This is a genomic window from Rhizobium sp. Leaf311 (assembly GCF_001423445.1).
In the GTDB taxonomy this organism is placed as follows: domain Bacteria; phylum Pseudomonadota; class Alphaproteobacteria; order Rhizobiales; family Rhizobiaceae; genus Agrobacterium.
Genome location: NZ_LMNZ01000002.1, coordinates 250,227 through 275,685, shown reverse-complemented (window position 1 = coordinate 275,685; position 25,459 = coordinate 250,227). Strand labels below are relative to the sequence as shown.

At 55.9% G+C, this 25,459-nt stretch carries 21 protein-coding genes; 8 read left to right on the top strand and 13 right to left on the bottom strand.

Annotation, left to right across the window (positions count from 1 at the left end):
* Positions 1 to 20: 20 nt before the first annotated feature.
* Positions 21 to 1,235 (top strand): TIGR03862 family flavoprotein, encoded by a 1,215-nt coding sequence (locus ASF69_RS05395; RefSeq protein WP_062586103.1) that lies wholly within the window; start codon positions 21 to 23, stop codon positions 1,233 to 1,235.
* A gap of 139 nt (positions 1,236 to 1,374) precedes the next feature.
* A complete protein-coding gene (locus ASF69_RS05390) occupies positions 1,375 to 3,972 on the top strand; it encodes a response regulator (RefSeq protein WP_062586102.1) in 2,598 nt (865 codons plus the stop codon).
* Between the two features lie 11 nt (positions 3,973 to 3,983).
* Here the strand turns inward: ASF69_RS05390 and ASF69_RS05385 are convergent, their stop codons facing one another.
* The 10 genes from ASF69_RS05385 to ASF69_RS05340 all read right to left on the bottom strand — a co-directional run bounded on the left by ASF69_RS05385 (position 3,984) and on the right by ASF69_RS05340 (position 16,463).
* Positions 3,984 to 4,928 carry a glyoxylate/hydroxypyruvate reductase A gene (locus tag ASF69_RS05385; protein WP_062586100.1) on the bottom strand — a complete coding sequence of 315 codons (945 nt, stop codon included), beginning with the start codon at positions 4,926 to 4,928 and terminating at the stop codon, positions 3,984 to 3,986.
* Positions 4,929 to 5,047: 119 nt separating this feature from the next.
* Positions 5,048 to 7,396 carry a polysaccharide biosynthesis tyrosine autokinase gene (locus tag ASF69_RS05380; protein ID WP_062586097.1) on the bottom strand — a complete coding sequence of 783 codons (2,349 nt, stop codon included), beginning with the start codon at positions 7,394 to 7,396 and terminating at the stop codon, positions 5,048 to 5,050.
* Between the two features lie 76 nt (positions 7,397 to 7,472).
* On the bottom strand, positions 7,473 to 8,378 hold the full coding sequence (locus ASF69_RS05375; RefSeq protein ID WP_062586095.1) for a UTP--glucose-1-phosphate uridylyltransferase: 906 nt from the start codon (positions 8,376 to 8,378) through the stop codon (positions 7,473 to 7,475).
* A 40-nt stretch (positions 8,379 to 8,418) separates the two neighbouring features.
* Positions 8,419 to 9,414, bottom strand: coding sequence for a glycosyltransferase family 2 protein (locus ASF69_RS05370; protein WP_062586093.1), 996 nt, complete (start codon positions 9,412 to 9,414; stop codon positions 8,419 to 8,421).
* Positions 9,411 to 10,355, bottom strand: coding sequence for a glycosyltransferase family 2 protein (locus ASF69_RS05365; protein WP_062586091.1), 945 nt, complete (start codon positions 10,353 to 10,355; stop codon positions 9,411 to 9,413). Before ASF69_RS05365 ends, ASF69_RS05370 begins: the two co-directional genes overlap by 4 nt.
* The gene (locus tag ASF69_RS05360) at positions 10,352 to 11,368 is read right to left on the bottom strand and encodes a glycosyltransferase family 2 protein (protein WP_062586089.1); all 1,017 of its coding nucleotides are present in this window, start codon (positions 11,366 to 11,368) and stop codon (positions 10,352 to 10,354) included. The genes ASF69_RS05365 and ASF69_RS05360 overlap by 4 nt, the downstream gene beginning before the upstream one ends.
* Before the next feature lie 13 nt (positions 11,369 to 11,381).
* Positions 11,382 to 12,563 (bottom strand): glycosyltransferase, encoded by a 1,182-nt coding sequence (locus ASF69_RS05355; RefSeq protein ID WP_062586087.1) that lies wholly within the window; start codon positions 12,561 to 12,563, stop codon positions 11,382 to 11,384.
* Between the two features lie 50 nt (positions 12,564 to 12,613).
* Positions 12,614 to 13,474 (bottom strand): glycoside hydrolase family 16 protein, encoded by an 861-nt coding sequence (locus ASF69_RS05350; protein ID WP_062586085.1) that lies wholly within the window; start codon positions 13,472 to 13,474, stop codon positions 12,614 to 12,616.
* On the bottom strand, positions 13,471 to 14,619 hold the full coding sequence (locus ASF69_RS05345; protein ID WP_156461997.1) for an acyltransferase: 1,149 nt from the start codon (positions 14,617 to 14,619) through the stop codon (positions 13,471 to 13,473). The genes ASF69_RS05350 and ASF69_RS05345 overlap by 4 nt, the downstream gene beginning before the upstream one ends.
* 371 nt (positions 14,620 to 14,990) lie before the next feature.
* Positions 14,991 to 16,463 (bottom strand): lipopolysaccharide biosynthesis protein, encoded by a 1,473-nt coding sequence (locus ASF69_RS05340; RefSeq protein WP_062586080.1) that lies wholly within the window; start codon positions 16,461 to 16,463, stop codon positions 14,991 to 14,993.
* Positions 16,464 to 16,580: 117 nt separating this feature from the next.
* Here ASF69_RS05340 and ASF69_RS05335 point away from each other — a divergent pair, with 117 nt between their 5' ends.
* Together ASF69_RS05335 and ASF69_RS05330 are read left to right on the top strand one after the other, a co-directional pair.
* Positions 16,581 to 17,546, top strand: coding sequence for a glycosyltransferase family A protein (locus ASF69_RS05335; protein WP_062586078.1), 966 nt, complete (start codon positions 16,581 to 16,583; stop codon positions 17,544 to 17,546).
* 37 nt (positions 17,547 to 17,583) lie between these two features.
* Positions 17,584 to 18,543, top strand: coding sequence for a polysaccharide pyruvyl transferase family protein (locus ASF69_RS05330; RefSeq protein WP_062586076.1), 960 nt, complete (start codon positions 17,584 to 17,586; stop codon positions 18,541 to 18,543).
* Positions 18,544 to 18,561: 18 nt separating this feature from the next.
* Here ASF69_RS05330 and ASF69_RS05325 read toward each other — a convergent pair whose 3' ends face one another.
* A complete protein-coding gene (locus ASF69_RS05325; protein WP_062586074.1) occupies positions 18,562 to 19,557 on the bottom strand; it encodes a glycosyltransferase family 2 protein in 996 nt (331 codons plus the stop codon).
* A 108-nt stretch (positions 19,558 to 19,665) separates the two neighbouring features.
* A complete protein-coding gene (locus ASF69_RS05320; RefSeq protein WP_244475402.1) occupies positions 19,666 to 19,971 on the bottom strand; it encodes an exopolysaccharide production repressor protein in 306 nt (101 codons plus the stop codon).
* A 370-nt stretch (positions 19,972 to 20,341) separates the two neighbouring features.
* On the opposite strand from ASF69_RS05320, the gene ASF69_RS05310 reads away from it, so the two are divergent.
* The gene (locus ASF69_RS05310) at positions 20,342 to 20,617 is read left to right on the top strand and encodes a DUF6074 family protein (protein WP_348271368.1); all 276 of its coding nucleotides are present in this window, start codon (positions 20,342 to 20,344) and stop codon (positions 20,615 to 20,617) included.
* 36 nt (positions 20,618 to 20,653) lie between these two features.
* Here ASF69_RS05310 and ASF69_RS05305 read toward each other — a convergent pair whose 3' ends face one another.
* Positions 20,654 to 21,685 (bottom strand): LacI family DNA-binding transcriptional regulator, encoded by a 1,032-nt coding sequence (locus ASF69_RS05305; RefSeq protein WP_062586068.1) that lies wholly within the window; start codon positions 21,683 to 21,685, stop codon positions 20,654 to 20,656.
* 160 nt (positions 21,686 to 21,845) lie between these two features.
* On the opposite strand from ASF69_RS05305, the gene ASF69_RS05300 reads away from it, so the two are divergent.
* The 3 genes from ASF69_RS05300 to ASF69_RS05290 all read left to right on the top strand — a co-directional run bounded on the left by ASF69_RS05300 (position 21,846) and on the right by ASF69_RS05290 (position 25,441).
* On the top strand, positions 21,846 to 23,372 hold the full coding sequence (locus tag ASF69_RS05300; protein ID WP_062586066.1) for a sugar ABC transporter ATP-binding protein: 1,527 nt from the start codon (positions 21,846 to 21,848) through the stop codon (positions 23,370 to 23,372).
* A gap of 48 nt (positions 23,373 to 23,420) precedes the next feature.
* A complete protein-coding gene (locus tag ASF69_RS05295; RefSeq protein ID WP_062586064.1) occupies positions 23,421 to 24,428 on the top strand; it encodes an ABC transporter permease in 1,008 nt (335 codons plus the stop codon).
* Between the two features lie 65 nt (positions 24,429 to 24,493).
* The gene (locus ASF69_RS05290) at positions 24,494 to 25,441 is read left to right on the top strand and encodes a substrate-binding domain-containing protein (protein WP_062586062.1); all 948 of its coding nucleotides are present in this window, start codon (positions 24,494 to 24,496) and stop codon (positions 25,439 to 25,441) included.
* Positions 25,442 to 25,459 lie beyond the last annotated feature (18 nt).

Here is a 25,459-nt window from a genome sequence, read left to right as displayed (position 1 = left end):
GCATATGGATTTTTCGGGCAATGGACGGCAGGCAAGTGACGATCATCGGTGGCGGACCGGCGGGCCTGATGGCCGCAGAGGTTCTGTCCTCAGCCGGTGCGATGGTAACCGTGTTCGAAGCCATGCCGACGGTGGCCCGTAAATTCCTCATGGCTGGCAAGTCCGGCCTCAACATTACCCATGCCGAGGACTATAGCGCATTCGTTAGCCGTTTCGGCTCCGCTCAAACGAGACTTCGATCTGCGCTGGATGATTTTACTCCAAAGATGCTTCGGGACTGGGCGCTGGAACTGGGGCAGGAGACATTCGTTGGCACGTCCAACCGGGTATTTCCCGTCGCGATGAAAGCCTCGCCGCTTCTTCGAGCATGGCTGGGCAGGCTAGAGCACCAGGGTGTGACGATCAAGACCCGGCATCGCTGGGTCGGTTTCGAGGGCGACGCTCTTGCATTCGAGATACCGGATGGGCGGATTCTTGTCGAGAGTGATCTGATCCTGATCGCCCTCGGCGGGGCAAGCTGGCCGAGGCTCGGCTCGGATGGTGCCTGGGTTCCGTGGCTGAGGGCAGTAGGCGCTGAGGTCGTTGACTTCCAGCCCGCAAATTGTGGCTTCAATGTTGGATGGAGCGATTACTTTCGGGACAGATTTGCCGGTACTCCCATAAAATCCGTCGCGCTGACGTCAGGCGAAGGGCGGTTCGAGGGCGAGTTCGTCATCAGTACCCACGGCATTGAAGGAAGTCTGGTCTACGCGCATTCGGCAAGCGTCCGTGATGCCCTCAAATCGGGAAAAGGTTCGACGCTCCTTGTTGATCTTGCGCCCGGCAGGACACAAGACCGTATTGCAAGTGATCTGGAGCGGCATCCGCGCAAAGACAGCCTGTCCAACAGGCTTCGGAAGGCCGCCAGCCTCTCGCCGGCGAAGATCGCCCTTCTGCGGGAATGTCACCCGGACCTCGCCAACATGTCCTTTCAGAAACTCGCAGCAGCCATAAAGGCTTCGACCATCCCCGTAACTTCGCCACGACCCATCGCGGAGGCAATATCCAGCGCAGGCGGAGTAGACTGGTGCGATATCGACGATCATTTCATGCTGAAATCCCGTCCTGGAATATTCGTCGCCGGAGAAATGCTGGACTGGGAAGCGCCCACCGGCGGTTATCTTTTAACTGCTTGTTTTGCGACAGGAAAAGCAGCGGCAAAGGGTCTTCTCCATTGGCGGAATCGGACGTATTAGCTATATGTTGCAATGCGCTATTGCGCAGGCGACAAAAAAACGCTTGATAGCTCTTTACGTGTGAAATGGGTAGAGACCGTTGCCGGTTGTAGGCGCGGCCTGGGTGGATGAGAGCAGCCGTTCTCGTTGGTGATGATTTATGACTGAAGCATCTGCATTGGGTCAATGGCCGATAGGTGGTGGCGAAGCGGGCGACCTCGTCCGTTCTTACGACTGGTCAAAGACATCGCTCGGCCCCATGTCGTCGTGGCCGGCCAACCTGCGCCACAAGGTGAATTCCGTCGTCAACTCCCCAATCCCGCAAGTTCTGATGTGGGGAAAAGACCACGTCATGATTTACAATGACGGCTACATCGAAATTGCCGGAAATTACCACCCCCGCGCTCTGGGCGACACGGTACCTGCGATCTGGCCGGAAATATGGGACTGGAACCAGAAAATTCTGGAGGCCGGTTTTCGCGGTTCGGTCCAGTCGTTTCGTGATCAGAAAATGGTGCTGAAGAGAAACGGGCAGCCGGAAGAAGTTGTCTTCGATCTGTTCTATACGCCGATTCATAATGATGCAGGCACGGTCGATGGCGTCTTGTGCACTGTGTTGGAGAACACCGACAAGGTGAAGGCCGTTCAGGAACTGGCAGAGAGCCGGGAAAATCTGATGGCCAGCAACAATCGCTTTCGGGCGGCGGTTGAGGCGGTTCACGGCGTTTTGTGGACCAATAGTCCCGACGGACGAATGCTCGGCGAGCAAACGGGGTGGTCCGGGCTGACCGGGCAGAGCTACGAAGCCTATCAGGGCTACGGCTGGGCCGATGCGGTCCATCCTGACGATCGCCAAGGATCCATCGACAGCTGGAATCGCGCCGTTGCTGCCAAGTCTACCTATATCTGGGAGCATCGCGTAAGGCGTCACGATGGCATTTACCGGACTTTTGCCATTCGCGCAGTGCCCACCCTCAATGACTTGGGCGCGATAACAGAATGGGTCGGCGTCCACACCGACATTACCGATCAGCGCGAGGCGGAAGAAACCTTGCGAGAGCATTCTGCCAATCTTGAGCGGGAGATTCGGCATCGTATAAGGGCGGAAGATCAACTCCGACAACTCAACGAGGGGCTGGAGGCGCGCGTCGCTGCCGAAATCGCTGAACGTCGCCATGCTGAACGGGCCCTCCAGCAAGCGCAAAAAATGGAATCCATCGGTCAGCTGACCGGCGGCGTCGCTCACGATTTCAACAATCTGCTGCAGGTCGTGGCTGGCAACCTGCAACTGCTCGCCAAGGACGTGGTTGGCAACGAGCGCGCAGAACGCCGGGTTACCAATGCGCTGGCAGGGGTGAGCCGTGGCGCGAAGCTGGCGAGCCAGTTGCTCGCTTTTGGACGCAGACAGGCGCTGGAGCCGCGTGTCATCAACATCGGCCGCTTTGTCGCGGGAATGGATGACCTGTTGCGCCGTTCGATTGGCGAGGCTGTCGAGGTCGAGGTTATCACCGCAGGAGGCCTGTGGAATACCTATGCCGATCCCGCACAGGTGGAAAATGCCTTGTTGAACCTTGCCATCAATGCCCGCGATGCAATGTCGGGATCTGGCAAACTCACCATCGAAGTCGGCAATGCGTCTCTCGATCTCGATTATGCCCGCACCCATGCTGAGGTGGAGCCGGGTCAATATGTCATGCTGGCGGTCACCGATACCGGGTCTGGCATGACGCCTGATATTATCGACAAGGTATTCGAGCCATTTTTCTCGACCAAGCCTGAGGGCAAGGGGACTGGCCTTGGCCTTTCGATGGTCTATGGCTTCGTCAAGCAATCTGGCGGTCACGTGAAGATCTACAGCGAGGTCGGACAGGGCACGACGGTCAAGGTCTATCTTCCGCGCTCGCTGTCTGACGAAGACCGTGAAGTCGTGGTTCAGACCGGACCCATCGTCGGCGGGACAGAAACCATTCTCGTCGTTGAAGACGACGATGAGGTCAGAAGCACCGTTGTCGAGACGCTTTCCGACCTCGGATATCAGGTGCTGACCGCACGTGATGCTCAGGCGGGCCTGACGGTTGCCGAAAGCGGAGTTCCCATCGATGTCATCTTCACAGATGTCGTCATGCCGGGTCCGTTGAAGAGCAGCGAAATGGCCAGACGCGCAAAGGAGCGACTGCCGCATCTCGCGATACTCTTCACCTCCGGTTACACGGAAAATTCCATCGTTCACGGCGGCAAGCTCGATGCTGGCATAGAGTTGCTGTCCAAGCCCTACACTCGCGAAGCATTGGCGCGTCGTTTGCGACACGTTCTTGCCAACCAGAAGCAGAGAGTGGAGTCAGGCAGGGAGCGGGACACCGACAGGAATGTTGTCGTCAATCGCCCGGATCGGGCGTCCATACGGGTCCTTCTGGTGGAAGACGACGAACTGATCCGGATGAACACCGCTGACATACTGCTTGAGAGTGGTCATGTGGTGGTGGAAGCAGCCAATGCGACACAGGCGCTTGATCTCATCGAGCGGGAGGAAATCGATGTCCTCATGACCGATGTTGGCTTGCCGGATATGAGTGGCGCGGACATGTCCGTGCTGATCAAACAGCGCAAGCCGGATATCGGGATAGTGTTCGCAACAGGGGACAGTTTCCTGCCGGGCAATGCCCCTGCCGGTTCCGTTCTGCTGTGCAAACCCTATAACGACAATGACGTGCGTTTCGCGCTCGCCCATGCCGTCAGCGAAGAGATTGGCGGCAAATAAGATGTGGACGATCAGTAGCCGCGGCTCATGTCCACCGTTGCAGGCAATGTACCCGTCTGTCGCCATGATCTGATATTGTCGGCCACGATATGGGCCGCAGTCTGGCGGTTCGTTGGTGCCGATATATGCGGTAGCACGGTGACGTTCGGGTGCTGCCAAAAGGGCGATTCCTGCTCAAGTGGCTCTTTTTCAAACACATCCAGCACTGCGTGAGATAATTGCCCTTCGGCCAATGCCGCCAGCAAGTCATCGGATACGATCACAGCTCCACGCGCAAAATTTATGATGGATGCGCCTGTCTTCATCTCTGAGAAACGTGCCCCGTTGAGCAGTCCGCGCGTTTCTGCCGTCAGAGGGAGAAGGCAGACGAGAATATCGCTCTCAGCCAGCAATTGCGTGAGCCCGGCGTCACCCGAAAAAGTCTCGACTCCTTCGATCACCTTGTGGGAGCGGCTCCAGCCAATCGTATGAAAGCCCGCCTGCTGCAACCGCTTGGCGGCTTGTGTCCCGAGTGTCCCCAGCCCCATGAGTCCGACGGTCACATCTTGCGGATGCCGGTATTCCAGTTCGGCCCAGATGCGCTTGCTCTGGTGGTCACGGTAGGCTGGCATGTCTCGGTGCAGGTAGTAGGTCCAGGCAAGAACGGCCTCGGCCATGACACGAGAAAGCTCGGGATCTGTCAGGCGAACGATGGGTGGGGCGTCCGCTCCAAGTTCCGCCACCAGCCGTTCCACGCCGGCCCAAAGACTGTGGATCCACCTCAGGCCTTTCAGTTGTGCGATATCCGCAGGGTCGGGATTGGCAACGATGGCTATCTCGGCGAGATCGCGCTCTTCTGCCGACATGCTCCTGAACGGCAGGATTGTTTCGGTTGGCAGTGCGGCAGCCAGTACCCTTATCCATTCGGCTTCATTGGCGTCGGTCGTGCGGGAAACAAACGCGATGGGTGCGGCCATGAGGGTGTCCTGATCATGAAGGTTTACGCATCAATGCGCAAAAGCTCCGTACAAATCCAGAGCAAGAACACCATGCACAAGAAAAAATGCCCGCAGAAAGCGGGCATTTTTGAATTGATTTATGCCGGTTCAGGCGCGGGCTTCTTTGCATCCCCATAATAGGCAGAGAACTGCTCGTGATAATGCTCGGAGCCGCCAGGGCCAGCGTAACGCTGCAATTCGTTCATGTCCGTCTTGTTGAGGACAATGCCGAGCGTCTTGTTGGCAATCTGCGGCTCATGGCTCATCAGGTTCTGGACCATCTGAATTGGCGTCTTGCCCCACTCAGTCACGAAGACAAAGCCATCAACCTGGGAAGCGAACGCCTTCGCGTCGATGACCGGCACGACAGGCGCAAGGTCAACGATGATGTAATCACAGGCTTCACGTGCCGAGTCCATGAACTTGCGCATGCCTGACGATGCCAGCAACTCGCTGGAGTGGGCAAACTGGTTGCTGGTCGATACTGGCAGGATGCCCATTTTGGTGCGGCTGTCGACCTTGACGGCTTTCGTCCAGGGAACCTCGTCCAGAACCACTTCCACCAGACCGGCAGACTGACGCGTGGTCAACATGCGGCTGAGGCCGGGGTTGCGGATGTCGGCATCCACAACGAGCGTGCGCTTGCCTGTGGTAGCGATGAGACCCGCCAGATTGAGCGCAACGACCGATTTGCCTTCGTTGGGCAAGCAGGAGATGACACCGATCACCCTGCATTCGCGTTCCTGTATGACGACATCGGCTGTCAGTTTCACGTTGCGAAGCGTTTCCGTAAAACTGGAGCGCGGGCTGTCGACCGCAAGGCGGAGCATTTTCTGGAACGAGACGTGGCCGTTGTCCTCGATATCCGTATCAGGAACATCAGGCGTCGCCGCACCGGTTTCCGCTCTCGTCGTCTCAACTCCCTTTTCTCCAATGAAGGGAAGGTAGCCGAGGAAGCGCATGCGCAGATTGTCGCGCACATCGTTACCCGTGTGGAAATAACGATCGCGGAATTCCAGAACAGCCGCGACACCACCGCCCAGCATCAGGCCGAGAACGATGGAGAGAGCCATCGTCATGGTCTTTTTCGGGCTGGATGGCGAGGTAGGCAGACCTGCATCGGAGATGATGCGGGCTTTTGCAATCGGGAAGGATTGCTTCTGTGAAGCTTCCTCGAAGCGACCGAGATAGGACTCGTAAAGCGTCTTCAGTGCTGCGGCCTGTTGTTCCAGTTCACGCAGCTTGACCATGGTCATGTTGGCTTCGGAATTGCGGCCCGCAACACGGTCGATGTTTTCACGCAGCGACTGCACGCGCGACTGCGTCACGTCGAAATCATTTTTGAAGCTGCCGGTCAGTTGCTGGAGTTCCTGGTAGATCTGACGGGACAGATCACCCTTTTCGCTGGCGAGAGCAATGGCCTGAGGGTGATCCTTGCCGAATTGCTGCACCACACCGCGCTCGCGGTCGGAAATGGCGATATAGCGTTTGCGCAGATCCTGAATGACGGAGTTGTCAGTGTCGCGTGCAGAAACGATTGCGTTGTTGACTGCGTTTTCCGGCCCTTGATCGACAATCGACTTATATTGGGTGTAACGCGCTGACGCCGTTGCCGCATCAGCCTGGGCGGCGATCAGCTGGCCATTCAGATCGGAAAGCTGCCCCTCGGAGATCAACTCCCCGCGCGAAGACACTATATTATTTGCAGCCTTGTATTTCTCGACAGCCAGCGATGCCGCTTGTGAACGCTGGTTCAGATCGGTCAGTCGCTCCTGAAGCCAGACCGAGGCCCGTTCGGTGGCGTCGAAATTGGCATTCAGCTGCTCTGTCAGATAGGAATTGGCGTAGGTTCTTGCGATCTGCGTTGCCAGCTGCCGGTCAATGGAGCGGATCGAAATTGCAATGACCGAGCTTCGTCCGACACGTTCGACGGTCAGAGCCTGCTGGATGACGGCAGCCGCTTTCTCACGGCGACCATTGCGCATTGCGTCTTCCGAAGCGGGCGGGGAATTCGGTGTCAGGAGATCGACCACGCCCTTGACGGATGCCTTGATGAGATCCACCGGCGACATCGGCGGATTGACGATTGTCTCGTTGCTATCCAGCTTCGCCTTATCGACGACTGTCAGCGCCATTTCCTTGGATTTGAGGATTTCGACTGCGCTTGCGATGCGGTTGTCGATGATCTGTGCCGCTGGCACGGGAGATTCATCTTCAGCATAACGGGACAAGCTTTCGTCCAGCAGCACCTGGGTCATCGCGGTGTAGACGGGTGTCGCCATCACGAGATAAAGACCGGCGAGTGCCATCGCCGCGATCACGCAGGCGGCGATGATGTTGGCGCGGCGTACCACGGCGGCCCATAGGCGGTCGAGGTCTATAAACGTATCGGCGTCCTTGGACGATTCAGGGAAATTCATGTTCGATCTAAAGGTCTTGTGGTGCATTGACCCACCTTGTGTTTAAAAACGGCGAGCGGGAACGCAGTTCTCGTGCTTTCCCCGCCTCACTCAACTTCATCGATCAAGCCGCTTTGACGCGACCTTCGTGGTTCCTCACCAATTCCTTAATGGAGGCCAAAACCTGGGCCTCCATATCTGCGCGCATCAGGGAAAACGCGACATTCGCCGCGATAAATCCCTGCTTGCTGCCGCAGTCGAATGTCCGCCCTCCGAACTTCTGTCCGTGGAACGGCTGTATCTCCCCCAAACGCTTCATGCCATCCGTCAACTGGATCTCATTGCCTGCACCGCGCTCCTGCTTGGCAAGAATATCGAATATTTCTGGCTGCAGAATATAACGGCCATTAAGGTAGTAATTGGATGGAGCCGCAGATGGTTCCGGCTTTTCAACCATTTCTGTTACGCGAAAACCGTGGCTGACGGTGTCACCAACGCCGACAATGCCGTAGGACGATGTCTCGTCCGGAGCACATTCTTCCGTGCCGACGATATTTCCGCCGACCTCATCATAGAGTTCCATGAGGCCAGCGATACAGCCGCGGGCACCATAAGAAACCATATCCGGCAGGAGCAAGGCGAACGGCTCCTTGCCGACGAGTTCTCTTGCGCACCATACGGCATGACCAAGGCCGAGCGGCACCTGCTGACGTGTATAGCTGACTGTGCCGGCAATGGGCAGCATCTTTTCGAGTTGCAAGACCTGCATGGTCTTGCCAGAGCGCGTTAGCGTGTTGACGAGTTCGGGCGCGCTATCGAAATAGTCTTCGATGGCTGTCTTGTTTCGGCTGGTCACAAAAATAATGTGCTCGATACCGGCCTGCATGGCCTCGTCCACCGCATACTGAACCACCGGCCGGTCAACGATGGTCAGCATTTCCTTGGGCATTGCCTTGGTTGCGGGCAGGAAGCGCGTGCCGTTACCGGCGACGGGGATTACGGCCTTTCTGACTGTCCTGTTAAGGTCCATGGCGTTCTCCTTGAAGGTTCGATAAGCGGGTCCAAACAAATCAGGATGCCTGCCGCTTCATGTCTGTGGGAAGGGGTGTCGGAAAAACCGCGCCGCGCAATTTCTTCAGCCTCGCCTCTATCGGCATCCGCAGATGCCGAAGCGCGACTGGGTCCTTTGCAGCTATTTTTATGACATCCATGATCGACCGGCGCTTGATACTGGAAACGAGCATCAGAAAGTGACGCGCTTCTACCAGGCTGCGTGTTCGCATCCTTTGTGCTTCGCTTGCTGCGGGTGGAAGAGCGTATCGGGACAGAAAATCCTCATCCGCGGCGATCATGGCGTCAACATGCTGAATTTCCAGAACGCGCGAAATCGAACCTTCCCGAATATTGTAGATATAGCCGGGCGAGGGCTCGATGGCGCAGCGCGCACCAACCGCCAGTGCTGATGCCAGCAGAAGATAATCTTCGCCGATCCGCAAGTCAGGCCGGAAGCGCAGGGCATTCTCGTTCAGAAACTCACGCCGGAACATTGGCTTCATGTAGCCAAAATTGAAGGTTGAGCGGAAAATGATATTTGAGGCTATGAAATTTTCGAGTGTGAGTGTGCCTTGCTGCTCAAGGAAGTTGGCCGGAAACATCGTTTCCCTGGCGCGCCCATCCGTATAAACGACATCCAGATTATCGACGACGATTTCTGCAGGGCCGCTCTCGGCCCGGTCTATCATCCGCCGTGTTCTGAGTGGCTGAATGACATCGTCGGAATCGAGAACCGCGATCCAACGACCGACCGCTGCGTCGATGCCTGCGTTACGGGCACCACCGGGCCCGAGATTGCGCTCAAGGGCAATCAGTCGGACACGGGCATCCTGTTTCATGAGCCCGGAAACGACCTCACGCGTGTTGTCTGAAGACTGATCGTCAACGACGACGACTTCCAGCGTGACCTCGTCCTGCGCCAAGGCGCTTTCGACAGCAGCAGCGATCGTATCAGCCGAATTATAGGCGGCGATGACAAAGGTAACGTCTGGCTGCAATGAAGCGTCCATCATGTTGCCTCCACGGTGCCGTACTGGCGTATTTCGCGAACACCGAAGGCGCCGCTAACGGAACCCATATGCAGCGCCATACGCAGCAATTGACGATTGCGACGGACAGGGCTGAAAGCGCTCAGGAGCGCTGAGGCCGCGCAAAATGCCACTTTCGACGCGGCCGTGACGATCTGCCCGATTCTGCGTGTACCCGGTTTGCGTTCTGCGAGCAGGCGTCCATGGGTCTGGCCTGAGCGGAAACGCCGTTTGGCCAGCCACATGAAGCTTGCACGGCTGTCCGGCACGGGTTCGGACAATATGGCCTTTTCGGCAAAGGCGATGCGCCCGCCATCCGCGTGCATGTGAGAGAAGAAATGCGTGTCTTCTCCACCGCTCTGGCCGAGAGACAGAGCAAACCGGCGACCCGCAACGGAAGGCGCAGTCATGCGCAGAAGGGTGTTGCAGGTATAACCTGTCACGATGTCTCCATTGACCCACACGGGAGCCGTCGAATGGAAATCACCCTTGCGCATCCAACTTGGCGCACTCGGCTTGTAGACGGCGGTAACAGGTCCAAGAACCGCTTCTGCACCCGTCTCCCTTGCCGTTTGTAGCAATTCGCAAAGCCAGTCTCTCGGGGCAGTCTCGTCATCGTCGATGAAAGCGAGATAGTCCGCGTCGGAGGCTGAAAGACATGCATTCCGCGCGATGGAGATATTCGATTTGGGGCAGTGGATGTAAACGATCTCGAAGGGTGATTTTTCGCGCAGCCGATCAATAGAGTCTTTTGCGCTGGGCTCTACATCATTGTCCGCAACAATAATGCGAAGCTTCGCTTCAGCCGGAACCTCCAACTCGAACAAGGAGAGCAGTGTCGCGACAACCGCAGGGCGGCGGAACGTGCAAACGCCGATATCGACGCGGATCTGATGAGTTTCGATAATTGCGGGAGTGGCTGTCATGACATCGCCTTTCCCGCCAAGGGGGCAGGCGCACCCACCGAGCTGACAAGTTCCAGCCAGAACCCTGTCGACCAGGCGAGATGCATAATCATGGCAGAAAACGCAGCCAGAAGGCCGTAGGGATTCTTTTCCACGATGGCCATCCACAGGCCATAGCCAACGCATGCGGCGATCCAGAGGCAAAGCGGTACCAGAGCAAGCCAGTGGAACACGCCAAGCAGTGCCAGGAGCGCGACCGGCATGACCGCCAATGGGATCATTTGCCGGAGCTTGGGCATGGAGCGATGCTTGAGGAGATTTTTCGCGCGCCCACGACCATAAGCCATATACTGATTGAACAAAGGCCGCACGTTGGATCGCGGGTAGTAGGTCATGCGGGTCTTGTCGGTCATCCAGATGCGAAAGCCAGCCTTGCGCAGCCGATAGTCCAGTTCGGCATCCTCATTGTGGCTGAAACTCTCGTCGTAACCGCCAACCTCGGTAAAGGCTGATATGCGCATCAAGGCGTGGTGCCCGTGATCGATCCAGTGCCCCTTCGCTCCTTCGCGATGCTTGGAGCCGCCGTTTCCGAGCTTGGAGTTCTGAGCGATTGCGGTGGCTTTCTGGAACGTTCCGTGGCCGACAGTGTCCATTGCCACGACGACAGAATCAGCGCCGGTATGGACGGCGTCTTCCAGCAACCGGTTGCAGTAGTCGTCGGGATAGTCGCCGTGGGCGTCGATGCGGATGAGGTAATCATAACCCTGTCCAAACATTTCCACCGCCAGATTAATGCCGGCACTCTGGATGCGCTTCGGGTTGGCCAAAAGAATGACGCGCGCATCCTGCATGGAAAAATTTGCGACAATATCACGCGTTCCATCGGTACTACCGCCATCGGCAACGATGATCCGGTCCGCCGGATTGTTGAGGGTGCTGGAAAATTTAAGCAGCAGATCATCGATCGTGCGAGCCTCGTTGAGGCACGGTATGACGATCAATGTCTTCACATCCGGTATCTTGTGCGACTTCATGGCGTCGGTCCCGTCAGGCGGTTGAAAGTGAAGCTTCGAGGGCGCGGCCAGATTTCGGCGCTGCCAAAGAAGCGAGTTTTTGGACGAGTTGAAGGCAGTCCTGTTGATCGGCCATCCATTGTGTCCGGTCGACCGCCGCAAGGTTTTCTGCGGATTTAAGGTAACCCTCTTCGGTCAGGCCGGTGAAGAAAGCTTGCAGACTGTCAGCATCGGCGGTCTGCAGCACATGGCCGATGCTTCGTTTCTCGAGGAAACGGGCGGTCTCCGTTCCCGTAACCGCTATCGGAAGCGCACCATAGAGGCACCCTTCATAAAGCCTGTTCGGCAGCAGCCAGCTGGAGTTTTGCCCTTCCTCGAAGAAATCGATAGCCCAGGTAAATTGGACATCCTGGTAGATAGACTGGAGATCTTCGGGATTTTTGTATGCGCCGTGAAAACTCACAAAAGGGGACTTTGCGACGAAGCCCTCGAAGTCATCAAACTCGGAATGGGCTGGACGTCCACGCAGCACCACTTCAACCTTGCCATCCATCCGCCTGGCGAAATCGGCAAGGATGTGAAGTGACTTGCGGCAACGCAGAGCACCGAACCAACCAATTTTCCATGGCTCACCGTCTTTGGGCGGCCGGGCCGTTGGCTTTTCCTGGACTGTGTCCTGCAGTGCCAGCACCTTGTTCTCCTGCAGCAACACAGGAAGCGCCAAACCGGAGCGAGGGGCGAAGTAGTGCGTCACGAAAGCGGGAGAGCTCGTTATCAGCAGCTTTGCGTCGGAGGCAAGATAACGCTGAATGGCATTGACGAGCTTTCCGGCAGCACCTTCATGCAAAAGCAATCTGTGGATGTCCAAGCACTCGTAAACCACAGGAATGTCGCGGCCGAAAATGGAGGAGGCGCGGCGTGCAACTGCCAGCATTTCGAGATTTCGAGCGATGATGACGTCAGGTTTCCCCACACCACGCATTTGACCGCGAAGTGCGACGCAGGATTTGCCAACGGCTGTGATGCGCTGGGCAAACCGACCGTCTGCCGTTTCGCCCAAGACGACTGGCGCCAGCCCATCGACACTTGCCAATGCGTTTTCGCCACGCGTGAATCCAGCGAGGCTCACTCTGGCACCACCAGCCTGCAACATCATGACCCGGCGACGAATGGCCGGGTCTGCAAGGTCATGGGCTAGATAAAGAACATGCGTCATAAAACAGTCCTGAGCGGGAGATGATCGAGAGGCTTCGGTCAAAAGGCCGCTCAGTTTGAAAGGCAGGCCACGGACTCTGGGAACTGGCACTTGTCGCCGAGCGCTGTGAAAGCGAGCCGGTCGACATTCATGACTGTCGGTCCATTATAGGCAAACTTGCCCATCCAGCTTTTCAGGGTGTCCGTGCCCCACAGGCTGAAGAATATCTTCTGCGGATTTTGTGGGATTTTTGCCGGGTCTGTAACTTCATGAACCATCTTCCCGTTCACGAAATAACGCAGACGCTGCGGCTCCCATATGAAGGCGTAGTCATTGAAGGCCTTGTCCGCGCCACCTTCCACGTCGACCAGCTTCTCATTCCCGCCTTTTGCGGAAATATACTGGTTGAGCTGGACCTTTGCCGGGTCCTTGCCCAAGACTTCCATATCAATTTCATCATGCGGCTTCTTGTCGGTTGGTCCGATATAGGTAAAGAAAGCCGAATTGAGGCCAGAGCCGGTTGCCGTCTTTATCCGTGCCTCGTAGGTGCCGTAACGATAGCGGCCCTTGGTCTGGATTTCTCCGCAGGAGAAGTTGCGATCCTTGACCTTGCCTTCCTGAAATCCGAGTTGAAGTTGCCCGCCTTCGAATTTCACGAGCTTCTTCGACCAGGTACAGTTTTGATGCGGTCCATTGTTCCAGCCATCGGAAACGTACCAGAAAGACCGGTCCATGGAATCGAAATTCTCGACGAAGGATTTGCCGTTCCCCGGCGCTGCTGCCGGACCTGATGCGGGGCCGGGGGCTGGCTCGTTGCCAGGCGCGGGTGGGGCGACAGGGCTCTGCGCCATCGCCGCAGACGCACCGAGTGTGAGGGCCACACATGTGGACAGGAACGTGCGCGACTGAACGCGGGTGATAAATGCGATCATTGGTTCACCTTTGCAGTTGCAGGCAGGGCTTCGACAGGACGCTGTGCGGGATGGGAAGTCTTTGGGGCTTTGATAGAAGGCCCCGGCTTGTCACTGCGACTGCCCGTCAAGACAGCGTAGAGTTTAGGCAGCTTCGACCGCACCTGCGCATTGCTGATAACGAGGATGATAAAGGACAGTGCTACCGCACCGAGATAGAAGGCGGGATAGAAATCCGGGCCGCCTCTGTTCCAGACCATCCACATCATTACCAGCAGCGGATAGTGGGCGCAGAAGATCCAGAAGCTGAGACTGCCCGTTTCCGAGAGACGTTTTCCAGCCTTGCTGCGAATGAGCAAAGAGGATGACGCCCACAAACCCATTGCGCCAAAGACCGCAAGGAGGTTGCGAAGCAACTCAAGTTCGAACGGAAAATCCGGTCCCGTAAAATAGAGTGCGGTTGCAAGGATTGCAGAGGCCCCCAAGACCGCAGCCGTGATTTTAACGGCATGGGCGTCGAGAGCCTTGAGATCGATCTTGTACAGCGCCAGCGCAATTCCCAGCGTGAAGCTGAAGAGGATGGATTTCTTCTGGACGATGAACAAGGTGACTTCAGGCCATGCGGTAATGACGAGCAGAACCCCCAATGTGGCCCATGCATATCTGCGAACCAGAAATGCGAGGATCGGGGAAAGAAGAATGCAGACGAAGAGATCCCGCAAGAAATACAGCGGCACATTCAGAGGAAATTCTTCGACTGCCGCGCCATGGCTCATCATTTCCCGCGGCGTTGCGTTCCACAAATCCGGAAAATAGCCGACGCCTACGCCGAAACGCTGCAGGAGGAGAACAGCGGCAACAAGCGCGCCATTCCATAGCAAAAATGGGAGGAGGACTGTCCGCGCCTTCGACTTGACGGTGGCCAGATAATCAAATGCCTGCATTCCCTTGCGAAACAGCAGGTAACCTGAAATCGCGCTCAGGCAGGGCACACCGATGCGGAACAGCGCATCACCCAGGAACACGCGTAGCCAATCAAAAAAGCCGTAGACGCCGAGAAAAGGGCTGGTCTCCGGATTGTGTGGAACATGCACAAAAACAATGCCCGATATCAATATAATGCGCATCAAGTTGATGCGGGAAGATAGGTTCTGATCAAAAGTCACGTCAGTTCCCCTCAATTAGGCGGTGTCTCCCCCCACCGCGTTAAAATTAGGACGAACGAAAGCCCGTGCTAAAGTGTCTGGTCTACATGAGGGTAAAATGTGGCAGCGCGGCAAAAGGGGTCTTCTAATTGTTGCGGGTAAAACTCTGGAGGTCCATATCTCCCTTAAGGAGAGGCAGGCCAGCTCATTGAAATAACAGGGGATTTTCCTCGGTCGCCTCTGGGGCAGTCCCTCTGTTGGCGGCGGGAGAAATAATAGCGATGCTGCGATGCAGCATTATCGCGCCGCTTTGCCCGCAGTGGAAGGCGCAACAGTGTGGCAAATGTTCTCAATTGTGGCAGAAAGACGGCAATTTTTCCTGGTGGGCTTCCTCAAGCCGCCGCCTGTTTCGCTTTCCGCTCACGCACGAGACCCAGTATCTTTCGCAGAAGTTCTCTTTCTGTGATGAGAATCAGAACTCCATAGATTGCGCCTCCTGCGACAGCTCCCACAAGCACCTGCATATAGGCGTGAGGCAGGCTGTCGGAGAAGATATGAAGGATATAGCGTACCGAAAGCGCCATCACGAAGGACGCAATCATAGGGCGGCTACTGACATAGAGACCCTTCAACAGCGGCGTTTCGCTGGCCTTGAAAACGGCCCAGGAATAGAAAATCAGTGTCACTCCATTGACGATGCAAAGCCAGACCATTGCATCGATAAGTGTGCCGTAAATTGCTGCAAGCCAGACTGCACCTGTCGTGACAACCGCACGGATTGTCGCGGACCAGAAGAGAACCCGACCGTAGCCGGCGCCCTTCAAGTAAGGAATAAATGTGCTGCAGGGCGTCAGTATTGCTTTTGATAACGCCAGTAGCCCAAGCACCGGCCAGGCATAGGCCCAGTTTGGTCCGAAAATCACGAGCATGGCGGGTTCGGCAATGGCCCACAGGCCAAACATCATCGGCGCCAGAAGCACTGTCAGCACCTGCGTGCTGAACATCAGCGCGTCGCGGCGACGCTGCTTGTCATCCATCATTCTGCTGAATGCCGGGAACAGAACACCCATCACAGCGGAAAGGACGACTTGGTTTGGAATGCTGGCGAATCGGTTGGATGCCGAATAGGCGCCAGCATCTGCAAGTCCCAGATGTCGGGCAATAATGACCATTGGCGACTGGAACGTCACGAAATTCGCTATCTCTGAGCCCATGAGGCCCGAGCTGAATCCAAGAAGCGGAACGAGCCGACGAGGCTTCATGACAAAGCTTGGCTTGTAATGGGACACCGCGTAGAGGCCCACGAGCCTTATCAGCGCAGCGGCGAAAAGCTGGATGATCAGGGCCCAGACACCGAAACCGGCGAAGGCAAGTACGACTGCGACGATGGCCGCCGCACTTTCCGAGGTCATGCTCCAGATGGCGTCCTTGCTGAAATTCATGCGTCTGGCCAAGAGGGAATAGGCGACGTCGCCAGCCAGTTGCAGCGGAATGAGAAAAGCCATGATTCGCAGAAGATAGGCGCTTTCGACTGCGCCGAGCAGTTCACCAAAAAATTCCGCGCCGAAGTAGAGTATGGCTGCCATCGTGCATGAAATTGCAAGATTTGCCCAGAAGACAGTATGGATTGTGTCCATATCCTCTTCCTTTTCCACAATCAGAGCGGAGGTTAGTCCTGCACCCGCAATCATGGTTAGAAACTGCACGACCGTCAGGCCGACTGCGACGACGCCGAACTCCTCTGGCGTCAGCAATCGTGCGAGAATCGGCACCGTGACAAACTTAAGCCCGAATGTGCCTGTTTTTGATAAAACGCTCCAACCGACATTTGCGGTAATCGTCTTGACGCTCGGAGCTGGGGGCATACGTGCTTCCTATATTTTGGAGGCCAGCAACCATTTTGCTGGCGGGAGGTTTGCCACTCATCGGGGCCGCATTCGGTCGGGCCCGACCACTTCTTGATCAACACAAGGGGCGAAACAATGGCGAAATTTACTGTCGTTATTCCTTATTATCAAAAACAGCATGGCGTCCTTGGTAGGGCACTAGCATCCGTTTTTTCACAGACCCTGCAGGATTTCGACCTCGTTATCGTTGACGATGAGTCGCCTTATCCGATTGAAAAAGAAATTGATGAACTGACTGAAAGCCAGAGAAGCCGGATCAAAATCGTCAAGCAGGCCAATGCCGGTCCAGGCGGCGCACGCAATACGGGGCTCGACCATGTTCCAGCAGAAACGACCTATGTCGCATTTCTGGATTCGGATGATATCTGGACGCCCGATCATTTGAGCAACGCCGCCTTCAGTCTCGATACATTCGGGGGAGATTGCTACTGGGCATCGATGCAGGCCAGCGACGAGTTCTATTACCACTTCGCCATGTCGGAACTGGAAAAGAATGAGGCAGCGAACCGACTATCCGAAACTCCAAAGGTCATTGAATTGCCGGACCTCGCGAGCGTCATGCTGCGCAACTGGAGTTTTCTGCACCTCTCCTGCATGGTCATAGGCCGTCCTCTTTTCGAGAAGGTTCGTTTCGATCCTGCCTTGAGGCTGGCTGCGGAAGACGTCCTGTTCTTCTGCGATTGCATTCTTGCATCCAGCCGTACGCTTTTGTGTGACGACGCTGGTGCTATGCGGGGAATGGGGGTGAATATATTTCACAGCATCGACAATACGTCGCCCGAGTTCCTGCGCCAACAGTTCAACACATGGGTAGCGCTTGACACGTTGCAGGAGAGGTTTTCATCTCGTCCCGCCGACGTAGAGTCGATCGCATCCTATAAAAACACGGCTCGCAAACAGGCGCTGTGGAGCCAGGCTGGTAAGTTGAAGCGTCGCAAGGCGCCGGAAATGGGCCTCCTGTTCAAATGGATGATGCGCGATCCTGCTATCCTGCGCGCGGCGGTGGAGCTGGGAACCGGTAAACTGACCGGCCCACGATGACCCGTAGCGCCTGCCTTTTTTTATTCAGGAGTAATCCATGAGACCATATCACTGGGAATCGCACCACGGAAATTTTGGCGATGACCTCAATCTCTGGCTTTGGGATTTCCTGCTGCCAGGCCTGCGGGACGTTCATCCTGACCTGCTGCTGGTTGGCGTCGGCACCGTTCTCAACGATGTGCTGTTTCCACCCGCGCAACGCAAACTGGTCATTGGCAGTGGCTATGGATATGGTGCGGTACCGGATATCTCCAACAATGAGCTTTGGGATATCAGGTGCGTCCGCGGTGAAATGACAGCCGCCAAGCTGGGCCTCCCTTCGGAAATGGGGATAGTGGACCCTGCCGTGATGGTAACGGAAATGTCCGAATTTCAGGGCTTGCCGAAGATCCACAAAAAGACATTCGTGCCCCATTGGGAATCAGCTGAATTCGGCATCTGGGACTTCGCTTGCGAGCCTGCCGGGCTGACCTATCTCGATCCGCGCGGTGAAGCGAAAGCCGTCATCAAACATATCGCCCAGTCGGAATTCATCGTTGCGGAATCGATGCACGGCGCCATTCTTGCCGATGCTTTCCGCGTCCCATGGGTTGCCGTGAGCACATCGACATCCATCAACAGCTTCAAATGGAGTGATTGGGCTGGAAGCGTTGGTGTCAAGTACGAGCCACGTTATGTTCCCGTCTCGACCAGAGCGGAAGCGGCTAAGAAGGGCTCAAAATTCTGGGGTATGAGCTTTCCGCCGCCGCCTCCACCCGTTGAAAGTGCTGAGCACGCCTCTTCTGGCCATCCTCACGATGGCGATGTTCTCGTTCGCCCCGTTCAGGAACAGAGGTCGCTCCGCAAACTTGCAAAGCAGGTTTTGGCTGCACCTTCCACGCTCGCATTGTGGCAAGCAAGCCGCGCGGAGCCACGGCTTAGCCCAGATGGTCGACTGGAAGAACGCAAGGAGCGTTTTCAGGCGGTCCTGGAAACGATCAAGAGGGACTATTTCTAAGCAAGAATGCCGCTCAGATCATTGTTTGAGCGGCTTTGCCTGCAGCAGGTATCTGATATCGGCAACCTGTTTTGGTTTGCTGCGATAGCGCGCCGTTTTGTCCAGCCATATGCCCTTTGCTATCATTGGAACTGCGGTCGGGCGTTGCAGCGCATGTTTCAAAGCACCAGCCATCCCACCTCTTGCTTTGGCATCCAGAAAATCTCGAAGCTCGAATTTTTCCCGGATGTGACGCTCATGCTCTTTAAGAAGAGCCGTCTCCTGCGGGTTCAGAGCACAGGTTGCCAGAATGCGTTTGTCTGCTTCGTAGAGTTGACGGAGATCTTCCGTGCGATGGCGGCCGCTCAGCGAGTCACCGCGAACAATCGCTCCATATCCGCAATTGCGAATGACCTTGTAGCGAGCGCCGAGGGCGAGCGCCCGAACATATAACTCGTAATCCTCGCCAAGCCGCATCGCTTCGACATAGCGGAGCTTGTGTTCATCGAGGAAGGAGCGTCGGATGACCGGCTTTAGAAATCCGGTTTCACCACGCTCTACGCCGCGCTTCGAGATATTGCCCTCGACGAACTCGGAAAGCTGAAGGAAGTGTTCCTGAGGCTCGAATCGTGCGGGCACGACTGCTGACGCGCCGGGCATCGACTGCTGAATGAAAGCGATGTTGTCCGCAACGAGATCCCAGTCATCATTTGCAAGCATCGCAGCAAAACGTCCCGGGAAATAGAAATCGTCTGCGTCCAGAATGGCAATCAGGGGAGCTGTCGAAATGGCTATGGCATGATTGCGAGCGGCCGATGGGCCTCGGTTGACGTCAAACCTCTCGACTTTCAGTCGTCCGCTTCCATCATCGAAAGACCGTGCAACGTCGGCCGTAGCGTCGGTTGAACCGTCATCTATGACGACAACTTCACTGACCTGAGGTTCAGCCAAGGCGGAGCTGATGGCGGTGCCGATCGTATCGGACGCATTCTTGGCAGCTATAATGACGCAAATGGACTGCAAACCCGGGGCCATGCCTACTCCTCGTTTCGTTTCACGGACATTTTTCTGTAGAAAATGTCAGAGATAAGGAAACTGTAAGCCAATTTCGCATCAGCGATAAGTCTGATGGCGACGAGTTTTTCAGAAATCGCTGAGCTTTGGGCTATGAGCGATAGGGGGAAGGTTTTCAGCTCCGGACTTTTCAGCCGAGGGTCCAGCTTCTTTTGAAAATCCGTATTTCTGCTGCATCCGCTTCTGTTCTTTGGCGACCATCAGAAGAACGCCAATGAAATATCCCACCTGAATGATGACGAGACACAGCACCGTCTGGAGGAAAGCGGTATAGAAGGACCCATGGATAATATATGTTGCAATGGCGAAGACCAGCAACGCGCACATCATGCTCACAAAAAAGCGCGGGGCGTACATGCTATTTTCCTCCGCCATAACATGTCCCGATAAAGGAGCATGCATTTTATAAAGCTTGTTTTGCATTTAATATATTATCATTCGCACGGGGTTTCAACACAGTTGTACTTCCATTACAGCCCCCTGGATGAAATTTCCGTAATGTTTAATGGTAAAATTTACACAAATTGCCGAGAAACTCCCGTCTGGCTGAGGCAACGCTCATTCTTTGCCTTTTGAGCAGCTGTGTTAGGGTTTGATACTCCAGCGAATGCAACTTTATATCGTCGTCTTGCGGCTGTGATTGGCCTGTTTTATGGTCTTTTGGCAGCAAGAGTTTCGCATCTGCAGACTTCGTTAACCATGCCCCCGGTAAAGATAGAGCGTTGATTCCCCCGAGCATTAAGGTGTGCGTGTGACCAAGCGTTCAGAAGTAATTGCGTTTCCTGCCAAAAACCGTATCGCTGACATCAAGCGGTGCGCTCAAATGCTTGATGACCTTCATGGAGAGGAGGCAAACCGCTTCTGGCGCGACGAGTGTCGTGCGCTGGCCGCCCGGTTGCTGAACCTCGGATATAGCGATAGCGCCATGCGACAGGAAGTCGCCGATTTCCAGGGGGCCGTTCAGGCAGAACTTTGGGCGTCAGCGCATCAGGAAGAACCTGCCCGCCGCGAAGGCTGTTGATTCTCTAGGACTCCTGAGAGGCACGCTTGCGTCGGTTTATTTCTGGATCGGCCGTTTCGTTGGCGCGCCAACGGAATTTCTTACGATGAGATCAGGTGTCAGCAGGATTTCCGGCTGTTCCGGTTGCTGGCCACCCAACAGATCCAGCAGAAGTGCCATTGCGTGTTTGCCGATGGACGTCCTTGGTTGGCGTATTGTCGTTAGGGCGGGAGACATGAAAACTGCCTGAGGAATATCGTCGAAACCAGTGACGGAGAAATCGCGCGGTATATCGTATCCGCGCGCGGTAAGGCCAATCATGACGCCGATGGCTGTCTGATCATTCACGCACATGAAAGCGGTCGGCAATGTGTCGCGCATGAACAGTTGTTCCACGGCCAGACGCCCGCTCTCCAAGGTTCCGTCGCCCTCGATCATCATGCTGGGAGTTGGTGTAAACCCGGCTGCCGTCAATCCTTCCACATATCCTTGACGACGGCGGCTGTAAGCGAGGCGTGTGCGGGAGTCCCCGATGAAGGCGATTCGCTCGTGGCCCTCTGCTATCAGCATGTCCACAATCTTGCGAGCGCCTGCGCTGTCATCCACACCCACATAGGGGATGCCGCCATTATAAATCGGCTCGAAAACCCCAACACATGGTGGCAGGCGAGCCGTCATCGCCTGATGTCCAAATGGCAATATCCCGGTAAACAGGATGAGCCCGGCGGCCTGGTTGGAATTGAGGAATTTTAAGTATTCCAGGCCACGCTGTGCATCATTTTGGGTATGGCCGATCAAGATGCCGTAGCCATGGGCACGCGCCTCGTTTTCCAGACCCACGAGAATGTTCGAAAAATTTGGATCCCCGATGTCGGGGGCAACGACGAGGATCATGTTGGAGCGGCCCAGTCGCAGGCTGCGCGCCATCGCATTGGTTGTGTAACCGGTTACCGCGATCGCCTGGTTGACCTTCAGCCGGGTGGAATTGGCGACTTTTTCAGGCGTGTGGATCGCGCGCGAAACCGTAGCGATGGAAACTTCCGCGATACGGGCAACGTCTTCAATGGTGGCGGATGAAGGATTCGACAATGTGGGCCTCGGATATATGCGCGACCGGACACTACACAGACTTGCCGATCCGTCAAACAGGATCAACGAAATGTGTTGATTGACGCCAATGTAAACCTTTACATCGCCAGTGTAAAGGTTTACACGAATTGCAGACGTAGGGAGACGTCTGGAGGAAATCATGCAGTCGGATGTCACGGAAGGCGAAGGCACAGTGCTGTCTGCGCGGCGCATTTCTAAATCTTTCAACGGTGTTCAGGTTCTCTTCAGCGTCAATTTTGACCTGAAGGCTGGTGAAATCCACGCGTTGATGGGCGAAAATGGCGCAGGCAAATCCACGCTTGTCAAAGTCCTGTCGGGCTTCGAGCAGCCGAGTTCAGGCGAGATCCTTCTTGATGGCAAGCTGGTCAGGCTGCCTCCCAATGGTGCTGCCGAAGCGCTTGGGATCGTGATCATTCACCAGGAATTCAATCTCGCCGAACATCTGACGGTAACAGAGAGCCTGTTTCTTGGCCGTGAGTTAACGCATTTCGGCGTGCTCAATCGAAAAGCCATGCGTGCGGAAACCTGCCGCGTGCTCGATGTGCTTGGCTGTCATGTCGATGAGAACGCACTTATTTCCAGCCTCTCCATAGCTGAAAAGCAGATGGTCGAGATTGCCAAGGCAATCAGCCGCGATGCCCGCATCGTTTTCATGGACGAGCCGACAGCGGTACTGTCTCGGGAAGAAACGAATTATCTGTTTCAGCAGGTCAGAAAACTTCGGGACAAGGGGACGAGCTTCGTCTTCGTTTCTCACAAGCTCGATGAAGTCATGGAGCTGACGGACAGGGTCACTGTCTTGCGTGACGGCCACTGGGTCAAGACGGCTCCAACCTCCATGCTGGATGGTGAGGCGATAGCGCAGCTGATGGTCGGACGAGAGCTTTCCAGCCTCTATCCTGCAAAGCGTGAGCCGGATGTTGATGAGAGGGTTGTTCTCAGCGTCAAAGGCGTTTCCACACGTTACGTTCAGGATGCGACATTCGATCTTCGCAAGGGAGAAATCATCGGCTTTTCCGGTTTGATCGGCTCCGGTCGCACGGAACTGGCGGAAGCGATCGTCGGTTTGCACGCGCGGTCCTCCGGAGAGGTTCGCGTGAATGGCGAGCTTTTGCCGCCGCACGATCTCCACGCGTCCATCGACGCCGGCCTTGCCTATATGACCAAGGATCGAAAATCAAAAGGCTTGCTGTTGAATGCTGGCATGAGACTGAACCTGACGCTTCAATCTCTGGAGCGTCACGGCCGGTTCGGCTATCTCAGTTCAAACAGTGAAGCCAGGTCTCTCGAAAGGGCACGCCGCCGGTTCGATATTCGGGTACGCGATGGCAGTGTGGCTGCTGGACGCATGTCTGGCGGAAATCAGCAGAAATTGCTGCTTGCGAAGGTCATGGAGACCGAGCCGAAAATCATCATCATCGATGAGCCGACACGCGGCATCGATGTCGGCACCAAACAGCAGATCTATCATTTCATTTCGGCACTCGCGCGGGATGGCCACTCGGTCATCGTCGTTTCGTCGGAAATGCAGGAAGTCATCGGCCTATGCACCCGCGTGGCGGTCATGCGCGAGGGACGCATGGTCGGTATGCTGGAAGGCGACGAAATCAATGAACGGGAAATCATGCGTTATGCCGCCGGGCTTAAAGCGCAATCGGCAGCATAGCAAAGGCCGTATGGCCTTATGTGACAGGGTGGGAGGTCTGTTTTGGGTATGAGTGTCAGTGAAGATGGCAGAGAAAAGCGGGCAGGGCGGTCGCTGCGCGATATCGATTTGCGTGCCGTTGCACCTTTTGTTGCCCTGCTTTTGTTGTTGATTGTCGGGGCCTTGGTGAACCCGAATTTCATCAGCATCAACAATCTGGCCAATGTGGCAACACGCAGCGCCTTTATTGCGATTATCGCGGTCGGTGCAACTTTCGTCATCTCTGCCGGGGATCTCGATCTTTCCGTGGGGTCGATGGTCGCATTCGTGGCCAGCCTGATGATCCTGCTGATGAATTCCGGTGCTGTGGCTGATCCGGCAGCGATGCTGCTGCTGGCCGTGGTGTTTACTTTGGTTGCGGGCGCCTTGTGTGGACTGGCCAATGGTCTCATTACCACCGTAGGCAAGATCGAGCCTTTCATCGCGACGCTCGGGACCATGGGCGTCTACCGTGGTCTGACGACCTGGCTTTCGCAAGGCGGCGCCATTACGCTGCGCGAGCCTCAATTGCAATCCATGTATCGTCCTGTCTATTTTGGCTCCTTTCTTGGCGTGCCAATCCCGATCCTCGTCATTCTGGCGGTCACCGCCATAGCGGCCTTCATTCTCTATCGCACCCGCTATGGTCGCCACGTCACAGCCGTTGGTTCAAATCGCGACGTCGCGAAATATTCAGGCGTTGCCGTCAACCGGGTGCGCACCGTCGCCTTCGTCATTCAGGGCGTGTGCGTTGCCATTGCGGTTCTGCTTTACGTACCGCGCCTCGGCTCGACCTCCGCAACAACGGGAATGATGTGGGAGTTGCAGGCCATTACCGCTGTCGTTGTTGGCGGCACAGCGCTGAAAGGTGGCGCCGGTCGGGTGTGGGGCACAATTTGCGGTGCCTTCATTCTGGAACTGGTCGGCAACATCATGCTGCTGTCCAACTTCATCAGCGAATATCTGATCGGCGCGATACAGGGCGCGATCATCATCATCGCCATGCTGGTTCAACGGTCTCTGATGCGCAGATCGTGAAAGCTGCCGGGTCAACAGGTCGCCCGGATTGACAACCAAGACCTATCTATGTGGGAGGAAAACACATGCGGAAACGATTACTGGGAATGGCTGTCGCGCTGGCAGCACTTGCAGGGGCAGCGCAGGCACAGGACAAGAAGGTGACCATTGGCGTCTCCATTCCAGCCGCAGACCACGGTTGGACATCCGGCGTGGTCTATCACGCCGAGCGGGTAGCGAAGCTTTTGATGCAGGAACATCCGGGCCTCAACGTCATCGTGAAGACGTCGCCCGATGCGGCAACGCAGGCCAATGCGGTGCAGGATCTTGAAACACAGGGCATCGACGCACTCGTTATTCTTCCTTCCGATCCAGATCCGCTGGTCAACGCCATCAAGGAAGTCAAGAGCAACGGCAAGTTCGTGGCGCTCGTTGACCGCGCACCCAGCGTAAACGACGATACGGTTCGCGATCTCTATGTCGCCGGCAACAACCCGGCGCTTGGCGAAGTCGCGGGCAAATACATTGCCGAAACCACACCAGAGGCAGAAGTCGTTGTCATCAGAGGTCTTCCGATCCCGATCGATCAGCAGAGACAGGATGGCTTCGACAAGGGCATAGCTGGTTCCAAGGTCAAGATTCTCGACCGCCAGTTCGGCAACTGGAACCGTGACGATGCTTTCAAGGTCATGCAGGACTATCTGACGAAATATCCGAAGATCGATGTCGTCTGGTGTCAGGATGACGACATGGCAGTTGGCGTTCTCCAGGCTATCGAGCAGGCAAAACGCACCGACATCAAGTATGTCGTCGCAGGCGCAGGTTCCAAGGATATGATCAAGAAGGTCATGGATGGCGACAAGATGATCCCTGTCGACGTGCTCTATCCGCCAGCAATGGTAGCGACGGCCATGCAACTGACTGCTGCCAGCTTCTACGATCAGATTCCTGTTCGCGGAACCTATATTCTGGACGCAACGCTGGTAACGAAGGACAATGCCAAGGACTTCTACTTCCCGGATTCTCCGTTCTGATCATCAAGCATAGTGCAT

What these genes read in the sequence shown, in the direction of transcription:
- ASF69_RS05295 (WP_062586064.1), top strand. Translation starts at nt 23,421, where the DNA reads ATGAGTGTCAGTGAAGATGGCAGAGAAAAGCGGGCAGGGCGGTCGCTG.
- ASF69_RS05365 (WP_062586091.1), bottom strand. Translation starts at nt 10,355, where the DNA reads ATGACAGCCACTCCCGCAATTATCGAAACTCATCAGATCCGCGTCGAT.
- ASF69_RS05325 (WP_062586074.1), bottom strand. Translation starts at nt 19,557, where the DNA reads ATGGCCCCGGGTTTGCAGTCCATTTGCGTCATTATAGCTGCCAAGAAT.
- ASF69_RS05290 (WP_062586062.1), top strand. Translation starts at nt 24,494, where the DNA reads ATGCGGAAACGATTACTGGGAATGGCTGTCGCGCTGGCAGCACTTGCA.
- ASF69_RS05375 (WP_062586095.1), bottom strand. Translation starts at nt 8,378, where the DNA reads ATGGACCTTAACAGGACAGTCAGAAAGGCCGTAATCCCCGTCGCCGGT.
- ASF69_RS05335 (WP_062586078.1), top strand. Translation starts at nt 16,581, where the DNA reads ATGGCGAAATTTACTGTCGTTATTCCTTATTATCAAAAACAGCATGGC.
- ASF69_RS05390 (WP_062586102.1), top strand. Translation starts at nt 1,375, where the DNA reads ATGACTGAAGCATCTGCATTGGGTCAATGGCCGATAGGTGGTGGCGAA.
- ASF69_RS05300 (WP_062586066.1), top strand. Translation starts at nt 21,846, where the DNA reads ATGCAGTCGGATGTCACGGAAGGCGAAGGCACAGTGCTGTCTGCGCGG.
- ASF69_RS05395 (WP_062586103.1), top strand. Translation starts at nt 21, where the DNA reads ATGGACGGCAGGCAAGTGACGATCATCGGTGGCGGACCGGCGGGCCTG.
- ASF69_RS05355 (WP_062586087.1), bottom strand. Translation starts at nt 12,563, where the DNA reads ATGACGCATGTTCTTTATCTAGCCCATGACCTTGCAGACCCGGCCATT.
- ASF69_RS05330 (WP_062586076.1), top strand. Translation starts at nt 17,584, where the DNA reads ATGAGACCATATCACTGGGAATCGCACCACGGAAATTTTGGCGATGAC.
- ASF69_RS05385 (WP_062586100.1), bottom strand. Translation starts at nt 4,928, where the DNA reads ATGGCCGCACCCATCGCGTTTGTTTCCCGCACGACCGACGCCAATGAA.
- ASF69_RS05370 (WP_062586093.1), bottom strand. Translation starts at nt 9,414, where the DNA reads ATGATGGACGCTTCATTGCAGCCAGACGTTACCTTTGTCATCGCCGCC.
- ASF69_RS05350 (WP_062586085.1), bottom strand. Translation starts at nt 13,474, where the DNA reads ATGATCGCATTTATCACCCGCGTTCAGTCGCGCACGTTCCTGTCCACA.
- ASF69_RS05340 (WP_062586080.1), bottom strand. Translation starts at nt 16,463, where the DNA reads ATGCCCCCAGCTCCGAGCGTCAAGACGATTACCGCAAATGTCGGTTGG.
- ASF69_RS05320 (WP_244475402.1), bottom strand. Translation starts at nt 19,971, where the DNA reads ATGGCGGAGGAAAATAGCATGTACGCCCCGCGCTTTTTTGTGAGCATG.
- ASF69_RS05360 (WP_062586089.1), bottom strand. Translation starts at nt 11,368, where the DNA reads ATGAAGTCGCACAAGATACCGGATGTGAAGACATTGATCGTCATACCG.
- ASF69_RS05380 (WP_062586097.1), bottom strand. Translation starts at nt 7,396, where the DNA reads ATGCACCACAAGACCTTTAGATCGAACATGAATTTCCCTGAATCGTCC.